Source organism: Alloalcanivorax xenomutans (assembly GCF_900217905.1).
GTDB classification, from domain to species: domain Bacteria; phylum Pseudomonadota; class Gammaproteobacteria; order Pseudomonadales; family Alcanivoracaceae; genus Alloalcanivorax; species Alloalcanivorax xenomutans.
In genome coordinates this window covers 37,769-59,083 of sequence record NZ_OBMO01000001.1, presented here as the reverse complement: position 1 = coordinate 59,083, position 21,315 = coordinate 37,769, and the positions used below count along the sequence as shown (strand labels likewise).

The 21,315-nt window shown below is 60.0% G+C and carries 16 protein-coding genes; 11 read left to right on the top strand and 5 right to left on the bottom strand.

From position 1 onward, the window contains the following. The first annotated feature begins 54 nt into the window (after window positions 1-54). The 10 genes from CRO06_RS00270 (at window position 55) to CRO06_RS00225 (ending at window position 16,065) form a co-directional block, all read left to right on the top strand. Complete coding sequence (locus CRO06_RS00270) at window positions 55-2,565, top strand: fimbria/pilus outer membrane usher protein (protein ID WP_244902744.1); 2,511 nt, start codon at window positions 55-57, stop codon at window positions 2,563-2,565. Beyond that, the gene (locus CRO06_RS00265; protein WP_097057441.1) at window positions 2,558-3,562 is read left to right on the top strand and encodes a fimbrial protein; all 1,005 of its coding nucleotides are present in this window, start codon (window positions 2,558-2,560) and stop codon (window positions 3,560-3,562) included. The genes CRO06_RS00270 and CRO06_RS00265 overlap by 8 nt, the downstream gene beginning before the upstream one ends. Before the next feature lie 156 nt (window positions 3,563-3,718). Continuing rightward, entirely contained in the window at window positions 3,719-4,744 is a 1,026-nt protein-coding gene (locus CRO06_RS00260) for a FecR domain-containing protein (RefSeq protein ID WP_179746410.1), read from the top strand. A 42-nt stretch (window positions 4,745-4,786) separates the two neighbouring features. After that, the gene (locus tag CRO06_RS00255) at window positions 4,787-7,123 is read left to right on the top strand and encodes a CHASE2 domain-containing protein (RefSeq protein WP_097057439.1); all 2,337 of its coding nucleotides are present in this window, start codon (window positions 4,787-4,789) and stop codon (window positions 7,121-7,123) included. 373 nt (window positions 7,124-7,496) lie between these two features. After that, window positions 7,497-7,754 carry a DUF4212 domain-containing protein gene (locus CRO06_RS00250; protein ID WP_022993761.1) on the top strand — a complete coding sequence of 86 codons (258 nt, stop codon included), beginning with the start codon at window positions 7,497-7,499 and terminating at the stop codon, window positions 7,752-7,754. Between the two features lie 29 nt (window positions 7,755-7,783). Further along, window positions 7,784-9,580, top strand: coding sequence for a sodium:solute symporter family protein (locus CRO06_RS00245; protein ID WP_026949828.1), 1,797 nt, complete (start codon window positions 7,784-7,786; stop codon window positions 9,578-9,580). Between the two features lie 184 nt (window positions 9,581-9,764). Beyond that, window positions 9,765-11,579, top strand: a complete 1,815-nt coding sequence (locus tag CRO06_RS00240; RefSeq protein WP_097057438.1) for a DUF294 nucleotidyltransferase-like domain-containing protein — start codon at window positions 9,765-9,767, stop codon at window positions 11,577-11,579. A gap of 59 nt (window positions 11,580-11,638) precedes the next feature. Then, entirely contained in the window at window positions 11,639-12,244 is a 606-nt protein-coding gene (locus tag CRO06_RS00235; RefSeq protein ID WP_097057437.1) for a 3'-5' exonuclease, read from the top strand. Between the two features lie 26 nt (window positions 12,245-12,270). Further along, window positions 12,271-12,492 carry a hypothetical protein gene (locus CRO06_RS00230; protein WP_022993757.1) on the top strand — a complete coding sequence of 74 codons (222 nt, stop codon included), beginning with the start codon at window positions 12,271-12,273 and terminating at the stop codon, window positions 12,490-12,492. Between the two features lie 108 nt (window positions 12,493-12,600). Then, a complete protein-coding gene (locus CRO06_RS00225) occupies window positions 12,601-16,065 on the top strand; it encodes a hybrid sensor histidine kinase/response regulator (protein WP_097057436.1) in 3,465 nt (1,154 codons plus the stop codon). 1 nt (window position 16,066) lies between these two features. Here the strand turns inward: CRO06_RS00225 and CRO06_RS00220 are convergent, their stop codons facing one another. From CRO06_RS00220 to CRO06_RS00200, 5 genes are all read right to left on the bottom strand, one after another. Beyond that, the gene (locus CRO06_RS00220; RefSeq protein WP_022993755.1) at window positions 16,067-16,717 is read right to left on the bottom strand and encodes a response regulator; all 651 of its coding nucleotides are present in this window, start codon (window positions 16,715-16,717) and stop codon (window positions 16,067-16,069) included. 80 nt (window positions 16,718-16,797) lie between these two features. Beyond that, window positions 16,798-17,196 (bottom strand): ectoine synthase, encoded by a 399-nt coding sequence (locus CRO06_RS00215; protein WP_014993249.1) that lies wholly within the window; start codon window positions 17,194-17,196, stop codon window positions 16,798-16,800. Between the two features lie 65 nt (window positions 17,197-17,261). Continuing rightward, window positions 17,262-18,554, bottom strand: a complete 1,293-nt coding sequence (gene ectB / locus CRO06_RS00210; protein WP_026949823.1) for a diaminobutyrate--2-oxoglutarate transaminase — start codon at window positions 18,552-18,554, stop codon at window positions 17,262-17,264. Between the two features lie 28 nt (window positions 18,555-18,582). Further along, window positions 18,583-19,116, bottom strand: a complete 534-nt coding sequence (gene ectA / locus CRO06_RS00205) for a diaminobutyrate acetyltransferase (protein ID WP_022993753.1) — start codon at window positions 19,114-19,116, stop codon at window positions 18,583-18,585. Window positions 19,117-19,120: 4 nt separating this feature from the next. Then, window positions 19,121-19,654, bottom strand: a complete 534-nt coding sequence (locus CRO06_RS00200) for a MarR family winged helix-turn-helix transcriptional regulator (protein WP_022993752.1) — start codon at window positions 19,652-19,654, stop codon at window positions 19,121-19,123. A 195-nt stretch (window positions 19,655-19,849) separates the two neighbouring features. On the opposite strand from CRO06_RS00200, the gene CRO06_RS00195 reads away from it, so the two are divergent. Further along, a complete protein-coding gene (locus CRO06_RS00195) occupies window positions 19,850-21,313 on the top strand; it encodes a sodium/proline symporter (protein ID WP_026949822.1) in 1,464 nt (487 codons plus the stop codon). Window positions 21,314-21,315: the final 2 nt, after the last annotated feature.

Here is a 21,315-nt window from a genome sequence, read left to right as displayed (position 1 = left end):
GACGCGGGGTGTCTCATGAATCAAAAGTGCGTTGTGTCACGCCGGACGGTCAGTTTGAGTGCCGGTGTCCAATTGCTTGGTGGTCTGGCTCTGCTGACCTGGACGCAGGCCGTGCTGGCTCAAACCGGGACTCAGGTGGCGGCGGCCTCCTTCAACAGTGATTTCCTTCGCGGTGCCGCCAAGGATATGGACGTTTCCCGTTATGCCCAGGGCAATCCGACGCTGGCGGGTGACTACTATCTGGATGTCTACGTCAACGGTTCCTGGAAGGGCCGTAATGAACTGGCGTTTCGAGCCGCCCCCGGTGAAATCAACGCGCACACCTGTTTTACCCTGAGCATGCTGTCCGGTTATGGCGTGGACGTCAGCACCATTGAGGGGGTCGGTGACGCGCTGAGCGATGAGTGCCGTTCCCTGGAAGGCTGGTTGCCGGGCGCCCAGGCCCGTTTCGACAGCAGCAACATGCGTCTGGATATCAGTATCCCGCAAGCCAATATGCGCCGCAGCGCGCGTGGCTATGTGGATCCGGCATTCTGGGATCCGGGTATCAATGCCGGTTTCCTGAGTTACAACTTCAACGCGCTGCGTACCGAAACCCATTACGGCGGTAATGACAGCACCTACGACAATGCCTACTTGATGCTCAACAGCGGCATCAACATCGGTGCCTGGCAATTGCGGCATGATTCCAATGTGTCACGCCGTGATGGGCAGGGCACTGACTGGCAGAACACCGCTACCTATCTGCGCCGGCCGATTCCGTCGATCCGTGGCATGGTGACCGTGGGCGACGCTTACACTGAAGGCAACCTGTTCGATTCCATGGGCTTCCGTGGAGCCCGTCTGGCGTCCGATGATCGCATGCTGCCGGATTCATTGCGCGGCTATGCGCCCACCGTTCGTGGCGTGGCGGAAAGCAACGCGGTGGTGGAAGTACGCCAGAACGGTCAGGTGATCTATCAGGCCACGGTGCCGCCGGGGCCCTTCGTCATCGATGATCTGTACCCCACCGGTTATGGCGGCGACCTGGAGGTCACCGTTACCGAAGCGGATGGCCGTATTCGTCGATTCAGTCTGCCTTTCGCCTCCGTGCCGCAGATGTTGCGTCCGGGCATATCCCGGTACAGCGTCACCGCCGGCAAGGTGCGCGAAACCAGCCTGGATGATGATCCCTGGTTGATGCAGGCCACCTACCAAAAGGGCCTGACCAACCGGCTGACGGGTTACACCGGGGCCACGTTCAGTGATGACTACCAGGCTTATCTGGCCGGTGTCGCGGTGGGCACGCCCGTTGGCGCCTTCTCCGCCGATGTCACCCATGCCCGTACCGGCTTCGATCGCTATGGCGATCGCAATGGCCAGAGCTACAAACTGGGCTACAGCAAATTCATGCCCGATACCGGCACCAATGTGACGGTGGCGGCCTACCGCTATTCCACCTCCGGTTACCTCGGGTTGCGTGACGCCATCATCGCCCACGATTACGAAGATCGTCAGTTGGGCTTCGATGCGGTGCGTCGTCAGCGCAGTGAATTCCAGCTCACCGTGAATCAGACCCTGGGCGCCGGTTTGGGGGCGATGTATTTCACTGGTTCCGTTCGTGATTACTGGAAAAGCGAAGGGGAAACCACGCAATACCAGGTGGGGTACAACAACAACTATGGGCCTTTCCATTACGGTTTCTCGGCGCTGAAGACCGAGGACGAATTCGGCTACGACGACACTCAGTACAACTTCAACTTCTCGGTGCCATTGGACAACGTGGCTGGCAACGCCAGCCTGATCGGCTCCGGGACCATGCGTGACAGCGCCTACGAGAGCAGCCGTTTGGGCGTCTCCGGCAGTGCCGGCGTGGACGGCAACATGACTTATAACGTGGCGGTCAGCCACCAGGATCAGAGCGGCGCCACCGGTGAACTCAGCGGTGAATACCGGGCGCCCTATGCCACGCTGCGGGCCTCTTACAGCCATAACGACAACTTTACGCAGATGGGGGCCGGTGTCAGCGGCAGCATGGTGGCGCACAGCGGCGGCGTGACGCTGACGCCTCAGCGCGGTGAAACCATGGTGTTGGTGGAAGCGCCAGCGGCCGCTGGGGCTCGCGTGACCAACATGTCCGGTGTGCGCATCGATAAACGCGGCTACGCGGTGGTGCCGTACGTTTCGCCTTACCGCTTGAACTCGGTGACGCTGGATCCCAACGACATGTCCACCGAAGTGGAACTGAAGACCAGCAGCCAGCAAGTGGCGCCCTACGCCGGGGCCGTGGCCAAGCTCACCTTCGATACCGTCAGCGGTCAGGCGCTGCTGATCAAGGCTAAAGGACCGGATGGTGAACCGGTTCCATTCGGCGCCGAAGTGTACGACGAGGCCGGTCAGCCGGTGGGGCTGGTGGGCCAGAGCGGCCGGGTCTATCTGCGTACGGAAAAAGAGAGCGGCCGTCTGAGCGTCAAGTGGGGCGAGGAAGCGAACCAGAGCTGCGACATCGACTATCGCGTGCCGGAGTCCGACGAGGACGCAAGCGCGGCCCGCGCCTACCATCATCTGGAGGCCCGTTGTGAATAAACTTCTGCTCCCGTCCGCGCGGCGAATTGCTCTGGTACTGATGGCGGCTTTATTGCCCTCCCTGGGTTGGGCTTCGTGTAACGTCCGCTCGTATATCGTGCCTCAGGACATCAAGATGACCATGGGGCAGGTGACTCTGACGCCCAATGTGCCGGTGGGAACGGTGCTGGCCATGCAGGAATTTCCAATCTTTCCGGTCACGAACTACGCCAATTGTACCTGGGGATCGGGCTACATGATTGGTCAGACTCTGATTGGCAATCCGAGTACCTATGATCCGCAGATTTATACCACTAATGTTCAGGGCATCGGCATCCGGCTTTCCCGGCGTATCGAAGGGCTGAGCCAGACCGTGGTCTATCCCCATCAATTAGGCCCTTTCAGGAACACCAACCTGAATCTCAGTGAAGGGTACTTCCGGGTGGAGATCATCAAGATCGCCGAACAAACCGGGTCGGGAACACTGGTATCGGGGCAGTACACCCGCTACTACGCCGACGGCACCGGGGCCGGGCGCCCGATTCTGACCTCCACGCTGGATGCCAGCGCCATCACCATCGTCTCCTCCGCCTGTGAGGTGGATATGGGCTCCCGCAATATCGCCGTGGACTTCGGCACGGTATCCCGCTCTGTTTTCGCCGGCGTCGGCAGCACCAACACGGAAAGGGAATTTCAGGTGGGGTTGTCCTGCGTTGGCCCCAGTCATGGGCAGGACACGGTGAAGCTGTCTTTCGGGTACACCCCGGATCCCAGTGGCGCCGCCGGAGTAATCAAGATTGATGGTGGCACCGAAGCCGCCAGTGGCGTGGGCATCCAGCTGCTGGACAACCGTACCTCCACGCCCATCGCCAATGGCGATCGTGTCGAACTGGGTACGGTGACGCCTGGGAACCATCAATTCCAACTGCCGCTGAAGGCCCGTTATTACCAGACCGCGCCCACTGTCAATGGCGGTGAAACCCGCGCGATCGCTACTTTCACCATCGAATACAACTGACTCCAACGCCAACAGCGAGGGAACGCGCCGACTCAACCCGTGGACGGGGCCTGCAGAAGAGGGTGGACCATGCAAGGCGTGACAAAAAATTGCCGGAAGCAATTTCCGGCATCGCTTCGGCGACGGCCCGGAGGGTGGCCGCCACGGATCGTGGCCATGACACAAGGCGTGATCGGAGGTCTGCTTGGCGGACTGCTGCTCGCCGGCACCGCGATGGCCGCGCCGCCGCCGGCCAATCCACAGTCCCCATCCTCGCCGGGATACCATATCGTGCGTCCCGGCGATACGCTTTGGGATATCGCCGAAGACTATCTGGGGGACGCTCGGGCCTGGCGCCGTGTTCGTGACCTCAATCACCTGTCCGACCCTTACCGTTTGCAACCCGATACCAAGCTGATACTGGAGGAGAACAGCCCTCTAAGTATGGATGTGCTTCACTTGGAAGGTGAGGTCTGGGCCGAGGGCGTGGATGGTGAGCGTCAACAGCTGTTGACGGGCATGCGACTGGATACAACCGAAACCGTGGTGACTGGTCCTTTCGCCTTTGTATCCTTGCGCCTGGAAGACGGTTCCAAGGTGGTTTTGCCATCCAGCAGCCGGGTTCGATTCGCCAAGGAGCGTGATCGGGGTATTGTCCGCGTCCGCCTGGAGAGCGGCGCGGTGGAGTCCAAAGTCACCTCGCGTCCCGGCGAAGAGCACTATCAGGTGGAAACCCCGGTGGGTATTATCGGCGTGCGTGGTACCCATTTTCGTGTACGGGAACAGACCGGTGCCGCCACCACCAGCGTGCTGCGCGGAGCGGTGGCGATCAGTCACGATGGCCACGCTCAGCAGCAGGTGCGTGAAGGTGAGGGCGGGCGCCTGGACAGCGATGGCCGGTTGATGCGTGTCGCGTTGTTGCCCGCGCCCACCTTGCTGCCCGACTGGCGTGGCGCGGGCGGGGTTCTGCACGCCCGGGTTGAATCGTTACCGGGAGCTGTCCTGTATCGGCTGCAAATGTCCAGGGACAGTGATTTCATCGAGCTGGTACGTGAAGCGGTATCGGATGATGGTGAGTTTAACGTCGAGGATGTGCCCGCGGGGGCGTACCATGTCCGCTTGTCGGCGGTCGATGCCAATGGCATTGAAGGGCGCGAAGCCCATCATGTGTTTTTCCTGCGCGGGGTGGGTGCCCACCGCTAGGCCCCCTTGCTTTTCGATTCTCCTTGCCAGCAAGCTGTCCTGATGTCCATATTGACCAGCGAAGCATTATTTCGCCGCCTGTTTTTCCAGTGGGGCGTGCTGTTACTGATCGCTCTGGCCGCCACCGGCTGGATGGCGAGCCGTGACTTCGTACAACTCAATGCGTCGGTCTATGACCGTATGATTGCCTGGGCGGATCAGCCGGTGAACGACGACATTCTCATTGTCGCCGTGGACGACCGTAGCCTTCGTGAGATCGGGCGCTGGCCCTGGAGCCGGCTGGTGCACGCGGCGTTGGTGGACCGCTTGCATGAAGCCGGTGCCCAGGCCGTGATGATGGATATCCTTTTTCTGGAAGCGGAAGGTGACGGCAAGGCGGACCAGCGCCTGGGCGCCTCCATGGCCCGTGCCGGTAATGTCTATGTGCCCCTGGCGCGGGCTCCGATGTCGACGCCGGGGGCGCCCCCCGTTGTTTATCCGCCTTTGCCTGACATCGCTGACAATGCCGCCGGCATCGGACACATTAATGTGGAAGCGGATATGGATGGCAAGGTGCGGCGCCTGTATCTGTGCGAGGGCGTTATTGATCAGGTGGTACCGCATCTTACCTGGGCGCTGTTCGATTCCCTGGCGAGCAAGGGGTTGGCCACGGGAATGGCGATGCCGGGCGAGGAAACCCAGTCGATACACAACACTCCTTCCTGGCATCGGGATCATCTGGTCCGGGTGCCGTTTCGGGGGACGCCCGGGGCGTTCCCGCGAGTGTCCTACAGCAGTGTGTTGCTCGGCGAGGTTCCGGACGAGCTGCTTAAAGACAGGGTCGTGCTGGTTGGCGCCACGGCCGCCGGTCTGGGAGATCGCTATGCGGTACCGGTATCGGGCCGTATGGGCACCATGGCAGGGGTGGAGATCCAGGCTAATCTGCTCAATGGCCTGATGGATGGCTATGTTATTACCGAGCTGGATAAAGCCACGAGGATATTGCTGTCCATGGTGCCGGTGCTGGCCTTGATGATCGCCTTGCTGGTGTCGCGCTTGCGTTATGTCCACGTCCTGATGGCGTTGATGGCGACACTGACCATGGTGGCATGTGCTCTGGCTTTGCGGTTGGGAGTCTGGTGGCCTCCGGCGGCATCCTTAACCGGACTGGTATTGTTCTATCTGCTATGGCAATGGCGCAGTCAGAGTGTGATCCTGCGTTGGTTCAGCAGTGAGATCGAGTCGCTGAGCAGTGAGCCGAACATGGTGCCGGAGGCGGGCAGTGCTTCCCGCATGCATTGGGGCAGTACGCTGCATCGCCGGGTCATGGCCCTGGAAGCCGGTGTGCAACAGCTGCGTGCTTCCCGCCGGTTCGTCACCGACATGCTGGACTCTCTGCCAGTGGTGACGTTTCTGGTGGATGGCGAGGCCAAGGTGAAGGCCGCCAATCGAAAAGCCCGCTGGCTGGTGGGAAATCCCGCGGGGGTGGAGAGTTGGAAGTTGCGGGATGCATTACTGACGGTGGTGCCGGCGGATGCCGTGCCGGTATTCCTCTCCGAGGGAGGGCGTTTCGCCGATGTGCGTCACTGGCATGGTCAGGCGTTTTTTGACCGTTGGGGAAATCACTATCGTATCGAAGTGGCGCCACTGTGGACGGCGATTACGCTGGATGCCGGCTGGCTGATCAGTCTGGTGGATATGACCGGTGAACGGCGCGCGGCGGAACAGCGTGCGCACATGTTGCGGTTTTTGTCCCACGATATGAAGGCGCCGCAGGCCAGTATGCTGGCCCTGCTCGATATGCAGAACGGTACCGCGGCGTTGCCGGCGCGGGAGTTCCATGCGCGCCTGGAGCGTCAGGTGCGATCCGCTCTGGATATGATCGAGGACTTCATGCAGCTGGCCAAGGTGGAGTTTGGCGCACTGGATTTTCGAGAGGTGTTGCTGGCCAATATCGCCATGGATGCGTTGGACCGGGCCTGGCCTCTGGCTCAGGCCAAGGGTATCCGCTTGGAAAGCGATAACCTTGACGATGACGGCGGGCCTATTTGGGGCGACCAGGGCTTTCTGGTGCGGGCCGTGTTCAACCTGCTTGAGAACGCGATCAAGTACAGCCCGCCCCGAAGCGTGGTGACACTGTCGGTTCTGCAAAGCGGCGACAGGGTCATTTGCCAGGTCAGCGACCAGGGGGTCGGCATTGCCAGCCATGATATTCCCTATCTGTTTGAGAGCTATCGCCGCTTCGATGCCGACAACATGGCCACCGGCCTGGGGTTGGGGCTGGCCTTCGTGAAAACGGTGATGGACAAGCATAATGGCGAAATCCAGTGCCGGAGCGTGGTGCGCCAGGGCTCCGCATTTACCCTGAACTTTCCCGCCTATGCGGACGCCGGCGACTAGGGCCTGTTCACCCTATTTCCATCGCGCCTGCTGGATGCCCTTTTGGCCTCCAGCCCTTCGGGTTGCGGCTAAAACGTCACCACTGTGCGTTACTCGTCGTTCATTTGGAATGACCAAACTTCTCTCCTCGTGCCTGGATTGGTGACGTTTTAGCCGCAACAGGCGCGGTGGAAATAGGGTGAACAGGCCCTAGCGCCGCCGGCTCCGCCCTTCGACTAAAGTCATACTGTCGCGCCATTCGGCTTTGTTTAGGCATCTTAGATGCGGACCGTTCGTGCCTGTCCGGTGAAAGCTTGGCTGTGTATTGCGGAAAGGGTTCGCTGTCAGTGCCGTCATCGTCACTGGGAATCGTCACTGGGAAAGGGGTTAACTAATGAGAGAAAAAAACGCCCGCGACTATTGGGCCGCCAACCTGAGATTGATCTTCTCCTATCTCGTTGTCTGGTTTGTCGTCTCCTACGGCTTCGGCATCCTGCTCGTGGATCAACTGAATGCTATCCAGTTCTTCGGTTTCAAACTCGGCTTCTGGTTTGCGCAACAGGGATCGATCTATGTGTTCCTGGTACTGATCGTCATGTATGCCCATTCCATGAACAAGCTGGATAAGAAATTCGACGTGGACGAGCAGTAAACCAGCTCGATAACAATGAGGATAAGAGTATGGATGTCCAACTTCTGACATATATTTTCGTGGGCGCGTCGTTCGCGCTCTATATTGGTATCGCGATCTGGTCGCGGGCCGGTTCCACCAAGGAGTTCTACGTGGCCGGCGGTGGGGTTTCCCCGGTGGCCAATGGTGCCGCCACGGCCGCGGACTGGATGTCCGCCGCGTCCTTTATTTCCATGGCTGGGATTATCGCCTACGCCGGCTATGACGCCTCCGTATACCTGATGGGATGGACTGGTGGTTATGTCCTCCTGGCGATGCTTCTGGCGCCTTACCTGCGCAAGTTCGGCAAGTTTACCGTGCCTGATTTCATCGGTGACCGTTACTACTCCAACGTGGCCCGGACGGTGGCGGTGATTTGTGTGATATTCGTATCGTTTACCTATGTGGCCGGGCAGATGCGCGGCGTTGGCATCGTGTTCGCCCGCTTCCTGGAAGTGGATGTGAACATCGGCGTGATCATCGGCATGGCCATCGTGTTCTTCTACGCCGTACTGGGTGGCATGAAAGGCATTACCTACACTCAGGTCGCTCAGTATTGCGTGCTGATTTTCGCTTTCCTGGTGCCGGCGGTATTCCTGTCCATCATGATGACCGGACACGTACTGCCACAAACCGGCTTTGGCGCCACGGTGTTGGATGCCTCCGGTAACGACACTGGCGTCTATCTTCTGGAACGCCTGGATCAGGTGGTTCAGGAGCTTGGCTTCGGCGCCTATACCGACGGCAGCAAATCCACCATCGACGTGTTCTTCATCACCGCCGCCCTGATGTGCGGGACCGCCGGCCTGCCTCACGTTATCGTGCGTTTCTTCACTGTACCGCGTGTACGTGATGCCCGGATCAGTGCCGGCTGGGCCCTGTTCTTCATCGCCCTGTTGTACACCTCCGCTCCGGCGGTAGGGGCCTTCGCGCGTACCAATCTGATCGAAACCGTGAACGGCACGGAATACAAAGAGCTGCCCGGCTGGTTCTATAACTGGGAGAACTCCGGTTTGATCGGCTGGATGGACAAGAACAACGACGGACGTGTACAGATGGCCGCGGGCGCTCCGTTCGAGGGCAAGCCGACTTTCTCCGGCTCCCGCGAGGAGGCCTCCGGTGCACAAGGGGAGCGTGTGCTGACCAATACTCCCACTGATAATGCCTCCGAAGTTTACATTGACCGAGACATTATCGTTCTGGCCAACCCGGAAATCGGTAATTTGCCGGCCTGGGTAATCGCTCTGGTGGCGGCCGGCGGCGTGGCCGCGGCCTTGTCGACGGCGGCCGGATTGTTACTGGTGATATCGTCGGCGATTTCCCACGACCTTTTGAAGAAAACCCTGATGCCCGGGATCAGTGAGAAGCAGGAATTGCTAGCAGCGCGGCTTGCGGCCATCGTCGCTATCGTTATCGCTGGGTACTTCGGTATCAATCCACCCGGTTTCGTGGCTCAGGTGGTGGCCTTTGCCTTCGGTCTGGCGGCGGCCAGTTTCTTCCCGGTGATTCTGATGGGTATTTTCTATCGCCGCATGAACAAGGAAGGGGCGATTGCCGGCATGCTGGTGGGGCTGGCCTTCACCTTTGGCTATATCGTCTACTTCAAATTCATCTCTCCGGAGCTGAACACCGCCGATAACTGGTTGTTTGGTGTCTCTCCGGAAGGGATTGGCACGGTTGGCATGATTCTTAACTTCGTGGTGGCTTTCGTGGTTTCCCGGGTTACCCAGGCACCGCCAGAGCATATCCAACATATTGTGGAGGATATTCGGGTACCTCGTGGCGCGGGCGCGGCGGTACAACACTGATCACGGGATCAGGAACGAAAACCGGGGGGCGGGGTGCGATGCGCTCCGCCCTTCTTCGTCTAACAGGGCACTGTTATAAAGTCAGGTCATCGTGATAAGCCAATCCAAGGGTTGGTTTATCCGGATGGCTTATCCGGTAGGCCCGTTCCGTGGAGGAAGGGGATTCCGGGAGGACAGGGCAAAGGTGGATCTGAACTTCGAGCAATTGCCGTTCTCCCTGTTGGGAAAACAGGGCCGTGACCGTTTGCGCCAGGCGGTGGAAATGACGTTTCTGTCCGCCGGAACCGTGATTCTCGACGCCGGTGATGCCACCGACTATGTCTATGTGGTCCACAAAGGCGTGGTGGTGGAGATGGACCCCCGTGCTCCGGAGGCGTCGGCACGGATTGCGGTCTATACCGATGATGATCTGTTCGGCGCCATCACCGTCTTCAACGGCACCAGCCGTTACCGGTTCAAGGTGGAGGAAGAAGCGCTTTGCTATTTGATTCCGGCGGAGCTGTTTCAGGCTCTGTGTAATGAAGAACCCACCTTCGCGGATTACTTCCAGGCGAGGTTGGCGGCAAAGAGTCAGCTGCTGGCGGAGCGGCGTGAAGGCGGTGTCACCTTGGCCGGTTTCATGTTGGCGCGCGTCAGTGAGTGCATGCGCGAGCCGGTATTGCTGGCCGCGGACGGGACTATTGGCGATGCGGCCACGGAACTGACCCAGCATGGTGTCGACAGCTTGTTATTGGAAGCGGGCGCCCAGGTTGGGGTGATCACCAAAACCGATTTGCTGCGTGGACTGGTGGAGGAAGAGCTGACTCCGCGAAGCCCGGCGTTGGGATTGGCGTCGTTTGCCCTGGTAACCGTTGATCCGGATGAATTCCTGTTCGCCGCTCTGGTACGCATGACCCGGCATCAGGTGACCCGGGTGGTGGTGATGGCGGAGGGCCGCGCCTTGGGCGTGGTGGAATTGCCGGATGTGCTCAGTTTCTTTTCCAGTCGCTCCTATGTGGTGGGGCTGGAAGTGGAGCGGGCGGAGGATATGGATGCCCTGGTATTGGCCAGTGCCCGTCTGCCTGAGTTAGTACAGGCGCTGATGGCTCAGGGCGTGCGCATGCGTTTCGCCATGGAACTGATGGCGGCGCTCAACGGCCGCATTATTGCCCGTGCCTTTGAGTTTCTGATGCCTCGGACGCGGGCGATGCAGTGTTGTCTTATGGTCTTTGGCAGCGAAGGACGTGGCGAGCAGATACTGAAAACCGATCAGGATAATGGCCTGATTCTGGAAGAGGATCTGAACTGGCCGGAACTACGCGATCTTTCCCGTGCTTTTACCGATACGCTGGTGCGTCTGGGTTACCCCCGTTGTCCTGGTGGCATTATGGCGTCGAATCCGGAGTGGGTGGGTACGTTGACCGATTGGCGCCGGCGTATCCGGCGCTGGGTGGGGCAAGGCGATGACGCCGCTATGATGCGGCTGGCGATTCTGGCCGATGCTCATTCGGTGGCGGGGCAGGTGCGTTTGGTGGAACGACTGCGGGACCTGTTATTCGAGCACTGCAGTCACGACGAAATTCTGCTGTCCCAATTTGCCCGTCCGGTTCTGCATTTCGCCACGCCTCTGACCTTGTTCGGTACTCTCAAGACCCGCGACCGGACCCTGGATATCAAGAAGGGCGGTGTTTTCCCGCTGGTTCACGGAGTGCGGGCATTGAGCCTGCGTTATCGCATACGGGAAACCAATACCCTGGCCCGGCTGACGCGCCTGGCCGATGCCGGTCATCTGGAAGCGGAAATGGCCGATGATCTCGGCGGCGCGTTGTCGGTGTTTTCCGAGTTGCGGCTGCGGCAGCAGATGAGATTCATGTCCGAGCCTGGAGCCACGTTGGATTCCGGCAATCAGGTCAACGTCGCCGGCTTGTCGTCCCTGGAGCGGGATATGCTGCGCGACGCCTTGCATGTGGTCAATGATTTCAAGAAAAGTCTGAGTCGCCGTTTCCATCTTGAGTACTGACGCTTGAGTCCTGAATCTTGAATACTGAATCCAGAGCACCGAATCCGGAGTACTGAACCATGCATACATTGAAGCGCATCTGGCAACGCCACCGGCACGGCGACGGTCCCTTCTCTCATATGTTCGAATTGCCGGCGGATGCGGATGAGCTGGTGGCGATCGATTGCGAAACCACCGGGCTGGATGTTCGCCGCGCGGAACTGGTATCGGTGGCGGCGGTGCCCATCAGTCACGGGCGAGTGAGGGCGGGCGCTGCGTTGAACCTGCATCTTCAGGCGCCGGCCTCTCTGGATGCCACGTCGATTCGTATTCATCGTTTGCGGCCGGTGGATTTACGTGAGGGCGGTGAGGTTCGCCGGGTCCTGGAGCAACTACTCGCCTTTATTGATAACCGGCCGCTGGTGGGCTGGTGTCTGAGCTTCGATATGGCCATTCTCAATCGTTATACGAAAACCCTGTTTGGTTTTGAGATCCCCAATCGCCGTATCGAGTTGAGCAATCTGTACCAGAAGCGTCTGCGCCATCGTCAGCCCGAGCAGGTGGCGGATTTGCGTTTTGAGCAGGTGGCGGCGGACTTGGGGGTTCCGGTTATGGGCAGACACAGCGCTCGCGGTGATGCCACCACGGCCGCGCTGATGTACACCAGATTGATGGAAAAGAGCTGAGCGGCGCTAGTAAGGAGGGGTAAACCATGGTGTATTTGGAAACCACATTGTTGACCCTGGGGCTGTTGATTGTCCTGGGTGCCTATGCGCACTATTGGCGTCGCACCGGGGATTGGCGCGGCGTGGCACGCTTCTGGGCCCGTGGCATGGCGCTGTCGGTGGCGGAGTTCAAGGCGCAGCGCGCGGGTGTATTGTTATTATTGCTGGCGGTGGTGATTCGCTTCGCGCGTGCCTTGATGCTGTGGTGATGTTTGGCAGTGGCCCGCCGCCCGGACCAAGCTCGTACAGCGGCTTCGTGCCCACGCTGAGAGACGTCGGCAGGTTGGCCGCGTGTGGTTGGTGTAGTCGGAGGCAAGGTGGTTTCTCTGTGGCAGTTGGGCGGCCTGGCGCTGCTGTATGTTCTGATTCTGTTTGTCATCGCCTGGTGGGGAGACCGTGCCGAGCGGCGCGGCCTGCGGGTGGTCAACAATCCCTGGAGTTACAGTCTGGCTCTGGGGGTGTACTGCACCTCATGGACCTTTTATGGCGCCGTGGGGGAAGCCGCCCAGCGCGGCTGGACCTACCTGCCTATTTACCTGGGCCCCATCATCACCGTGCTGTTCGGCGCCGCGCTGGTCTACAAGCTGGTGTCGGTGGGCAAACAGCACCACATTACTTCCATTGCCGACTTCCTGGCCGCCCGTTACGGCAAGTCACGCCAGTTGGCGGTGCTGGTCACGTTGGTGGCCATCATCGGCGTCCTGCCCTACATCGCCTTGCAGTTGAAGGCGGTGACCTTGTCGTTCGAGCACGTGCTGGGGGCGGATGTGTCGCCACCGCTGGATACCGCTTTAGTGGTCACCGCACTGATGGCATTGTTCACCTTGTTGTTCGGTACCCGTCACATCGACGCCACCGAGCACCAATCCGGACTGATGCTGGCGGTCAGCTTCGAATCCTTCGTCAAGCTGGTGTCCTTCGTCATTGTCGGATTGTTTTGCCTGTTCGGTATCTACAGTGGCCCTTTCGATCTGTGGAATCGGGTCACCACTGACGCCACCATTCGGGGGCTGTTCGAACCCACCCTGTTCTCCCAGGGATTCGTTACCGCGTTGTTGTTGTCGATGCTGGCCATCATTTGCCTGCCCCGGCAGTTCCATGTGGGAGTGGTGGAGAACAACGATCTTCGTCATCTGCGCAGCAGCCGCTGGGTATTGCCGTTGTATCTTCTGCTGTTCGCGGTGTTCGTGCTGCCGATCGTGGCGGCGGGGTTGCAGATGCTGCCGCCAGGCACCAAGGAAGACATGTTCATGTTGTCGTTGCCCATGGCCACTGGCAACCATGGGCTGTTGTTGGTGTCCTTTATCGGCGGTATCGCCGCCGCCACGGGTATGGTGATTGTCTCGACCATCGCTTTGGCGATCATGTTGACCAACGAAATTCTGCTGCCGGCCTGGGTGCAATACCGCATCCAGGGCAAGGAAGAACTGTCCGATCTGAGCGGGCAGCTGCGTTTTCTCCGCCGTCTCAGCATCGTGCTGTTGCTGATCCTGGCGTTTCTGTTCCACACCATCATCGATCGCATTCAGGGGCTGGCCCACCTGGGGCTGATTTCCTTCGCCGCGGTGGCGCAGTTCGCGCCGGCGCTGCTGGGTGGGTTGTATTGGCACAAAGGACACCGCGCCGGTGCCTTTATCGGCATGATCGTTGGTTTCGTGATCTGGCTGTACTGTCTGTTGTTGCCGCTGATGCTGCCGGATCCGGCGGTGGACTGGCTCAACCTTCATGGGCTGCTCGGTCTTGGTGTGCTGCGGCCTCACGCCCTGTTTGGTATCGAGGGGCTGGATCCGTTGACCCATGGCGTGTTCTGGAGTCTCAGTCTGAATCTGGCCGCCTATATCTATTTTTCCCGGCGCTCGTTTCGTGAGGCGCTGGATGAAACCCAGGCTACCCGGTTTGTCGATACTCCCACGGATTGGTGGCGGGAGAAGATGGGGCATCCGCTGATCTCCACGGCGGAGCTGCTGCAGGTGTGTGAGAGAGGGTTGGGGCACCCGCGCGCGCGGACCTTGTTCTTCGATTATCTGGAGCGGCGTCAGGTGCCGGCGGACCTGCAATTGCCGGCGCCGTTGCATCTGGTGCGTTATGTGGAGCGGTTGCTGGCCGGCGCCATGGGAGCGTCCACCGCGCGTATCGTGATGGGCTCTCTGCTGAGCAAACAAAATGTGCGCCATGATGAGATGGTGCGGATCATGGACGAGGCGTCCCAGTTGATTCAGTTCAATCATCAACTGCTGCGCACCACCATCGAGACCATCAGTCAGGGTATTTGCGTGGTGGACCGGGACCTGAACGTGGTGGCCTGGAATCAGGCTTATGTGCGTATGTTCGAGTACCCGGAGGGGCTGATTCGTCTCGGTAGGCCGATCGAAGAGGTATACCGCTATAACGCCGGGCGTGGCTTTTACGATGGCGATGATCTGGAAGAGGACGTCAATAAAAGGGTGCAGTTGCTGCGGGAGGGGCATGCTCATCGCTTCGAGCGGGAGTTGCCCAATGGTGTGGTGGTGGAAGTGCGTGGCAACCCCATGGAAGGGGGCGGTTTCGTCAGTACCTATATGGATGTGACCGAACGAAAGCGTGACGAAATAGCGCTGCGGCAGATCAACGAGAATCTGGAACAGATGGTGTCCGAACGGACCCGCCGGCTATCGGAATTGAACGCCAAGCTGGAGCAGGCCAATGAAGGCAAGACACGGTTTCTGGCCGCTGCCGGCCATGACCTGATGCAACCGCTCAACGCGGCGCACTTGTTTGTTTCTTCCCTGGGGCAACGGCTGAGCCGCAAGGAAGAGGATTTTGCCTACGAAACAGAAGTGCTGGGGCATATCGACAGCTCGTTGCAGGCCGCCGAGCAAATCATCTCCGCCTTGCTTGAGATCAGCCGGCTGGACACCGGCACCATGCCTTCCCATCCGGCGCCGGTGAGTTTACGGCCCCTGATGTCGCAGTTGGGACAGGAATTTGGCGTGTTGGCGCGGGATCAGGCGCTGAGCCTGCATCTTGTGGCGCCGGACGTGGAGGTGCGCACCGATCCCACTTTGCTGCGGCGAGTGCTGCAGAATCTGCTATCCAACGCGGTGCGCTATACCGATCGAGGCAAGGTGTTGTTTGGTTGCCGCCGCGATGGCGACTGGGTCCGTATCGAGATCTGGGATACCGGGCCGGGTATTCCCGAGGACCAACTGACCCAGGTGTTCCGGGAGTTTCTGCGCTTGCCGCAGCAGGGGCGACGGCAGGTGAAGGGGCTGGGGCTGGGGCTGGCGATCGCGGACCGCATTTGCCGGCTGCTGGAGCATCCATTGACGGTACGCTCCTGGCCGGACAAGGGCACCGTGTTCAGTGTCTCGGTGCCACGAATCCGGTCGCAAACGCCGATGGCCGCTCCGGTGGACGTCATCGAGGAGCCGCAGAGGGATATTCAGGGCATGCGGGTGTTCTGCGTTGATAATGACGCCGCCTTGCTGGCCAGTCTGGAAGCGTTATTCCGCGCACTGGGGTGTGAACCGGTGGTGGCGGGCTCCGTAGGCGAGGCGATAGAAAAGGCGAAAAATCAGCCGGCGCCGGATTTGCTGGTGGTGGATTATCAACTGGACCATGGCGAGACCGGTTTTCAGGTTATCGAGGCGCTGGACGGCTATTGGGACGATGTGGTGCCGGCGGTTTTGATTACCGCGGACCGGCGGCCGGAGATCCGCACCATGGCGGAAGAGATGGGCGTGCAGTTTCTGCAGAAGCCGGTGAATCAGGACGCCTTGCTGGCGGTGCTGCGGGCGCTGTGAATCAGAGATCGCCGGGGGGCTCGATGGCAAGGTCTTTCAATGCCAGCACCGCCTGGGTCCGGTTGCGGACCCCGAGTTTGCGGAAGATGGCGGTCATGTGTGCCTTGACCGTGGCTTCGGAGACATCCAGTTCGTAAGCGATCACTTTATTCTGCATGCCTTCCAGTAACATGCCCATGACGCGGAATTGTTGCGGTGTCAGGCTGGTGATGCGCTCGCGCATGGCGGTGTAGTCGGCGAGGTCAGGAGGGCGGGGGCCGCGGGCTTTTTCCGGTACCCAGCGTTCGCCGTTCATGATTCTTTCCAGCGCTTCGGTCATGGCGTCCACCGAGGCGGATTTGGGAATGAAGCCGTCCGCGCCGAAGTGCAGGGCCCGTTGAATCACGGCGACCTCTTCGTTGGCGGAAATCACTGCCAGGGGCACCCGTTGATAGATGTCACGCAGATAGACGAGCCCGGAAAAACCGTGCGTGCCCGGCATGTGCAGATCCAGCAGGATCAGATCGAACACGGCCTCGTCCTGGCCCAGGCGCTCCAGCGCCGCCAGGGAATCCGCTTCGATAATACGGGCATCGGCAAAGCTGCTTGCCACCGCCTGGCGCAACGCGGCGCGAAACAGAGGGTGGTCGTCGGCGATCAGTATCCGGGTCATGCCCCGATTATACGCATGGTGAGGGGCAATGCCATGATTGGCGCGCGGAACCGCGCGCCGGATCGGGGCTGGCGGGAAAGTCAGTCCAGGTCGGCGGGGTAAACACCGTTTTCGTCGTGGACTTCCTTGCCGCTCAGCGGCGGAGTGAAAGCGCAGGCCACGACCATGTCTTCGTTTTCGCCACCGTACAGGTAGTGCTCGTCGTGTTGGTCGAGCAAGTAGATGGTGCCCGGGGTCAGCTCGTGGACGTCACCGCTTTCGACCATCTCGATTTTGCCCTTACCGGAGATCACATACACCGATTCCCAGTGGTTGGCGTATTTGATGTGGGTCTTGGTACCCTTGAAGATGGTGGTGATGTTGAAGGAGTGGCCCATGCCATCTTCCTTCAGGGACAGCCGCACGGACTGCCAGTTACCATTTTCCGCGACCACGCGGCGTTCGGTTTTCTCGGCTTCCGCCAGAGTACGTACGATCATTAAAGTAGCTCCAGAGTATGGCAGGGGAGAAAGGCGCTCCCCCGGGCGGGGGAGCGCGAGTGGGATCAGCCTACGGAGTGTGCTTCACCGCGCTTGACCCGATCGGTCATGACCTCGGTCACGCTGTCCTTGAGAATCTCCATGGCGCGGTTCAGATCTTCCTCGCTGATGATCAGCGGGCACAGGGTTTTGATCACCTGGCCGTCGGCGCCGGAGGTCTCGATCACCAGTTTGCGTTTGAAGCAGGCCTTGGTGATTTCCTCGGCCAGCTCGCCGTCGCGGCAGACCAGGCCTTGCATCATGCCGCGCCCGTTCAGGTAGAACCAATGATCATCGTAACTGCGGGCGATATCGCGGAAACGCTCGGTGATGATGTCGGCCTTCTTCTGAACTTCCTGGGCGAACTTGTCGTCGCGCCAGTAGTGATTCAGAGCGGCGGTGGCGGTCACAAACGCCAGGTTGTGGCCCCGGAACGTGCCGTTGTGCTCGCCGGGTTTCCACTGGTCCAGTTCCGGTTTCAGCAACACCATGGCGAACGGCAGGCCATAGCCGCTGAGAGACTTGGACAAAGTGATGATGTCCGGGTTGATACCCACTTCGTCGAAGCTGAAGAAGCTGCCGGTACGGCCGCAGCCGGCCTGGATGTCGTCCAGGATCAGCAGCATGTCGTGTTTGCGGCACACCTTTTCCAGATTGCGCAGCCATTCGAAGCTGGCTGCGTTGATGCCGCCCTCGCCCTGTACGGTTTCCACGATCACGGCGGCGGGGAAGTCCACGCCACTGGAAGAATCGCCCAGCACCTTGTCCAGGTACTCGGTGGTATCGAAGGCGTCGCCCAGATAGCCGTCGTAGGGCATGCGGTTGACGCCGCCCAGGGTAACGCCGGCCACGCCACGGTGGTGGCTGTTCCCGGTGGCGGCCAGGGCGCCCAGGGTGACGCCATGGAAGCCATTGGTGAACGCGATGATATTGTGACGGCCCTTGATGTTGCGGGCGATTTTCAGTGCCGCTTCCACCGCGTTGGTGCCGGTGGGACCGGTGAACTGCATGACATGGTCCATGTCGCGGGGTTTGAGGATCACCTCATAGAAGGTGTCCATGAATTCCCGTTTGGCGGCGGTGTGCATGTCCAGGCCATGGACGATGCCGTCGCGCTGGACGTATTCGAGCAGCTTTTCTTTCAGGATCGGGTTGTTGTGGCCGTAGTTGAGGGTGCCGGCCCCCGCCAGAAAGTCGATGTACTCCGCACCGGTTTCGTCGTACAGGTAGCTGCCCTTGGCCTGGTCGAAGACCACCGGGAAGCTGCGGGCATAGCTCATTACTTCCGATTCGTGGCTTTCAAAAATGTCGGTATCCATGGTTCCGTCGTCCTCTCTGAATTCGTTTTCAGGCGTCGTCCCGATTGAACGGGCCGATGCGCAACAAATGCTCATCCTGGTGCTGGCCGGCGAAATGCAGGCGCGAATCGAACAGGATGAATTCCTCGGTGGGCATGCGGCGCTCGTAGGCGAAGCTGCGGAACATGCCCCAGGAAGCTTCATTGTCCGGGGTGATGGTGGTTTCGATGTAGCGCACATCCGTGGCTTCGTCGCGCTCCAGCAGGGCGGCCAGCATACGCTTGGCCAGACCCCGGCCCCGCGCTTTCTCATGCACCGCTACTTGCCATACGAACAGGGTGTCCTGTTGCTTGGGCGGAAGGTAGCCGGAGATGAAGCCGACCAGGTCGCCATCCAGCTCCGCCGCCACCGAGGTATCGGCGAAATGGGTGCATTGCAGCAGGTTGCAGTAGACGGAGTTCTCATCCAGGGGTTTGCACTCCGCGATCAACTGATGCACCCGGGGGCCGTCCTGGCTTTCCGGCTTGCGCAGGGTCAGGTCGTCGTCCTGGTGTTTTTTGTCGGTCGTGTCGTCTGCAGGCATGGTGTCACTTCTGGTCGGTTTGGGAAGGGGTGCGATGGCGGCTCCGGCGTTCCTCGGTTACCGGCTGAGCGCGATCGATGGCGCCCAGATCCAGTACCGGTGAAGCGTCGATGTCGCCTGCGTTCATCATCGCGGCGACCCGTTGCAGTGAACTGAGAATCAACGTCTGCTCCCAGTCCTGAAGCTGCTCGAAACGGGCCATGAACTCCTCCTGAAGAGGGGTGGGGGCTCGCTCTAGAATAGCGACGCCCTCGCCGGTGAGCGAGGCGTAAACGCGGCGTTTGTCCTGTTCGCCACGTTTGCGTTCGATCAGCCCCCGTTTCTCCAGGCGGTCAAGAATGGTGGTGACCGTGGCCTGGCTCACTGATACCTCATTGGCGATATCGCCCATGGTCAATTCCCCATGGGGTTCGATCGCCTGCAATACCAGCAGTTGAGGCGCGGTAAGACCGGCGACCTTGCTCAACTTCCGGGAGTACAAATCGGTGGCGCGAATAATCTGTCGTAACGCGATCAACACTTCGTCGTGTCTGGCCATGTCCGTTTATTGCCTTGATAGCGAATCAATATGACTGAAAAAAGAAAAACGCAATTTCGAGTTGAAAGGGATTTTTTCGATCGGTTTCGGCTAACCAGGCGGCAAGGCCGGGACCTCCGTGGCTCAAAGTGGTAGGCTAGTTTAGAGATATAATATTTAGATGTCAAAGTAATTGGCTGTTCGGGGAGGCGCCTGATGGTTCTGGCGAGCTTCATTGGCTTCATGTTGTTGTTTCTTCTGATCGGTTTCGCTTCGGTGCTGGTGCGTTCCCGAAGCCAGGCCGATTACCTGCTCGCCGGCTCCGGCGTGGCACCGTCCCTGACCGGACTTTCCGCTGTCGCCACCAATAATTCAGGTTTCATGTTCATCGGTGTGATCGGCTACACCTACGCCACGGGTTTGCCGGCGTTCACCATGATGGTGGGTTGGATTCTGGGCGACTGGATGGCCTCCACCCTGGTGGCCCGCCGTATCCGTGAGACCGCGGAGAAGCGGGACAGCCTTACTTTTCCGGAACTGCTGGCCAACTGGAATGGTACGGAATTCAAAGTATTGAAGACGGTGGCGGCGGTTATCGCCGTGGTGCTGCTGGGGGTTTATGCGGCGGCTCAGTTCAAGGCCGGTGGCAAGGCGCTGCATGCCCTGTTCGACTGGGATACCCGTACCGGCGCGATCATTGGCGCGGTGATGGTGTTGTTCTATGGCTTTTCCGGCGGGTTGCGTGCTTCGATCTGGACCGATGCGGCGCAATCGGTGGTGATGATCGTGGCCATGACGGTGATGCTGTGGACCGCGGTGCATATGGTGGGTGGCTGGGAGGCGGCGTGGACCGGGTTGCATGGCGTCTCCGATCACTTCTTCCGTTTCTTTTCCGAGGCGAGCCTGGCGCTGGGGTGGCAAGGGCCGGTGCTGTTTCTGGTGGGCTGGACGTTCGCCGGTGCCGCGGTGATCGGTCAGCCCCATGTCATGGTGCGCTTCATGGCGGTGGCGAACCCCCGTTCGGTGCGCCGGGCCCGTTGTTATTACTACGCCTGGTTCATCGCCTTTTACACGCTGGCGGTGGGCGTCGGGATGATGGCCCGGCTGTTGATGGATCAAGGCGTTGTTGACCCGTCGCTGGTGATGAACGCCGGCAAGCTGGACGCGGAACTGGCATTGCCGGTAATGGCCCAGGAACTGTTGCCGGATGTGGCCACCGGGCTGGTGCTGGCGGGGCTGTTCGCGGCCACCATCTCCACCGTGGATTCTCTGATTCTCAGTTGCAGTGCCTGTCTGTCCCGGGACCTGATGCCGAGCCGTTGGCACGGTTACGGGACCGCCCGTGTCATCACTCTGCTGGTGGTGGTGGCATCCCTGGGGATCGCTCTGTTCGCCAATGAGAATGTGTTTGATCTGGTGTTGTTCGCCTGGGGGATTCTCGGTGCTTCGTTCGGCAGTCTGCTGGTGGTTTATGCATTGGGTGGCCGTCCCGGTGAGCCGGTGGCGGTAAGTATGGTCGTCGCCGCCACCGTGGTGGCGGTTGGCTGGCGCCTGGCGGGGCTTAATGCGACCATGTCGGAGGTTTTTCCGGCGATGGTCGCCGCCTGGCTGGTATTTGCCATGGGGCACCTCACCGGCTCGGGTGAACGTCGCCCATTGGAAGGTTCCCAGGGGCAGTAATC

Bases quoted from the DNA above. Each gene is read 5' to 3' on its own strand.
- CRO06_RS00250 (WP_022993761.1), top strand. From the start codon at position 7,497: ATGAGAGAAAAAAACGCCCGCGACTATTGGGCCGCCAACCTGAGATTG.
- CRO06_RS00215 (WP_014993249.1), bottom strand. From the start codon at position 17,196: ATGATCGTACGTACTCTGGCGGAAGCCGAGAAAACCGAACGCCGCGTG.
- CRO06_RS00230 (WP_022993757.1), top strand. From the start codon at position 12,271: ATGGTGTATTTGGAAACCACATTGTTGACCCTGGGGCTGTTGATTGTC.
- CRO06_RS00220 (WP_022993755.1), bottom strand. From the start codon at position 16,717: ATGACCCGGATACTGATCGCCGACGACCACCCTCTGTTTCGCGCCGCG.
- CRO06_RS00255 (WP_097057439.1), top strand. From the start codon at position 4,787: ATGTCCATATTGACCAGCGAAGCATTATTTCGCCGCCTGTTTTTCCAG.
- CRO06_RS00260 (WP_179746410.1), top strand. From the start codon at position 3,719: ATGACACAAGGCGTGATCGGAGGTCTGCTTGGCGGACTGCTGCTCGCC.
- CRO06_RS00235 (WP_097057437.1), top strand. From the start codon at position 11,639: ATGCATACATTGAAGCGCATCTGGCAACGCCACCGGCACGGCGACGGT.
- ectA (WP_022993753.1), bottom strand. From the start codon at position 19,116: ATGCCTGCAGACGACACGACCGACAAAAAACACCAGGACGACGACCTG.
- CRO06_RS00200 (WP_022993752.1), bottom strand. From the start codon at position 19,654: ATGGCCAGACACGACGAAGTGTTGATCGCGTTACGACAGATTATTCGC.
- ectB (WP_026949823.1), bottom strand. From the start codon at position 18,554: ATGGATACCGACATTTTTGAAAGCCACGAATCGGAAGTAATGAGCTAT.
- CRO06_RS00195 (WP_026949822.1), top strand. From the start codon at position 19,850: ATGGTTCTGGCGAGCTTCATTGGCTTCATGTTGTTGTTTCTTCTGATC.
- CRO06_RS00245 (WP_026949828.1), top strand. From the start codon at position 7,784: ATGGATGTCCAACTTCTGACATATATTTTCGTGGGCGCGTCGTTCGCG.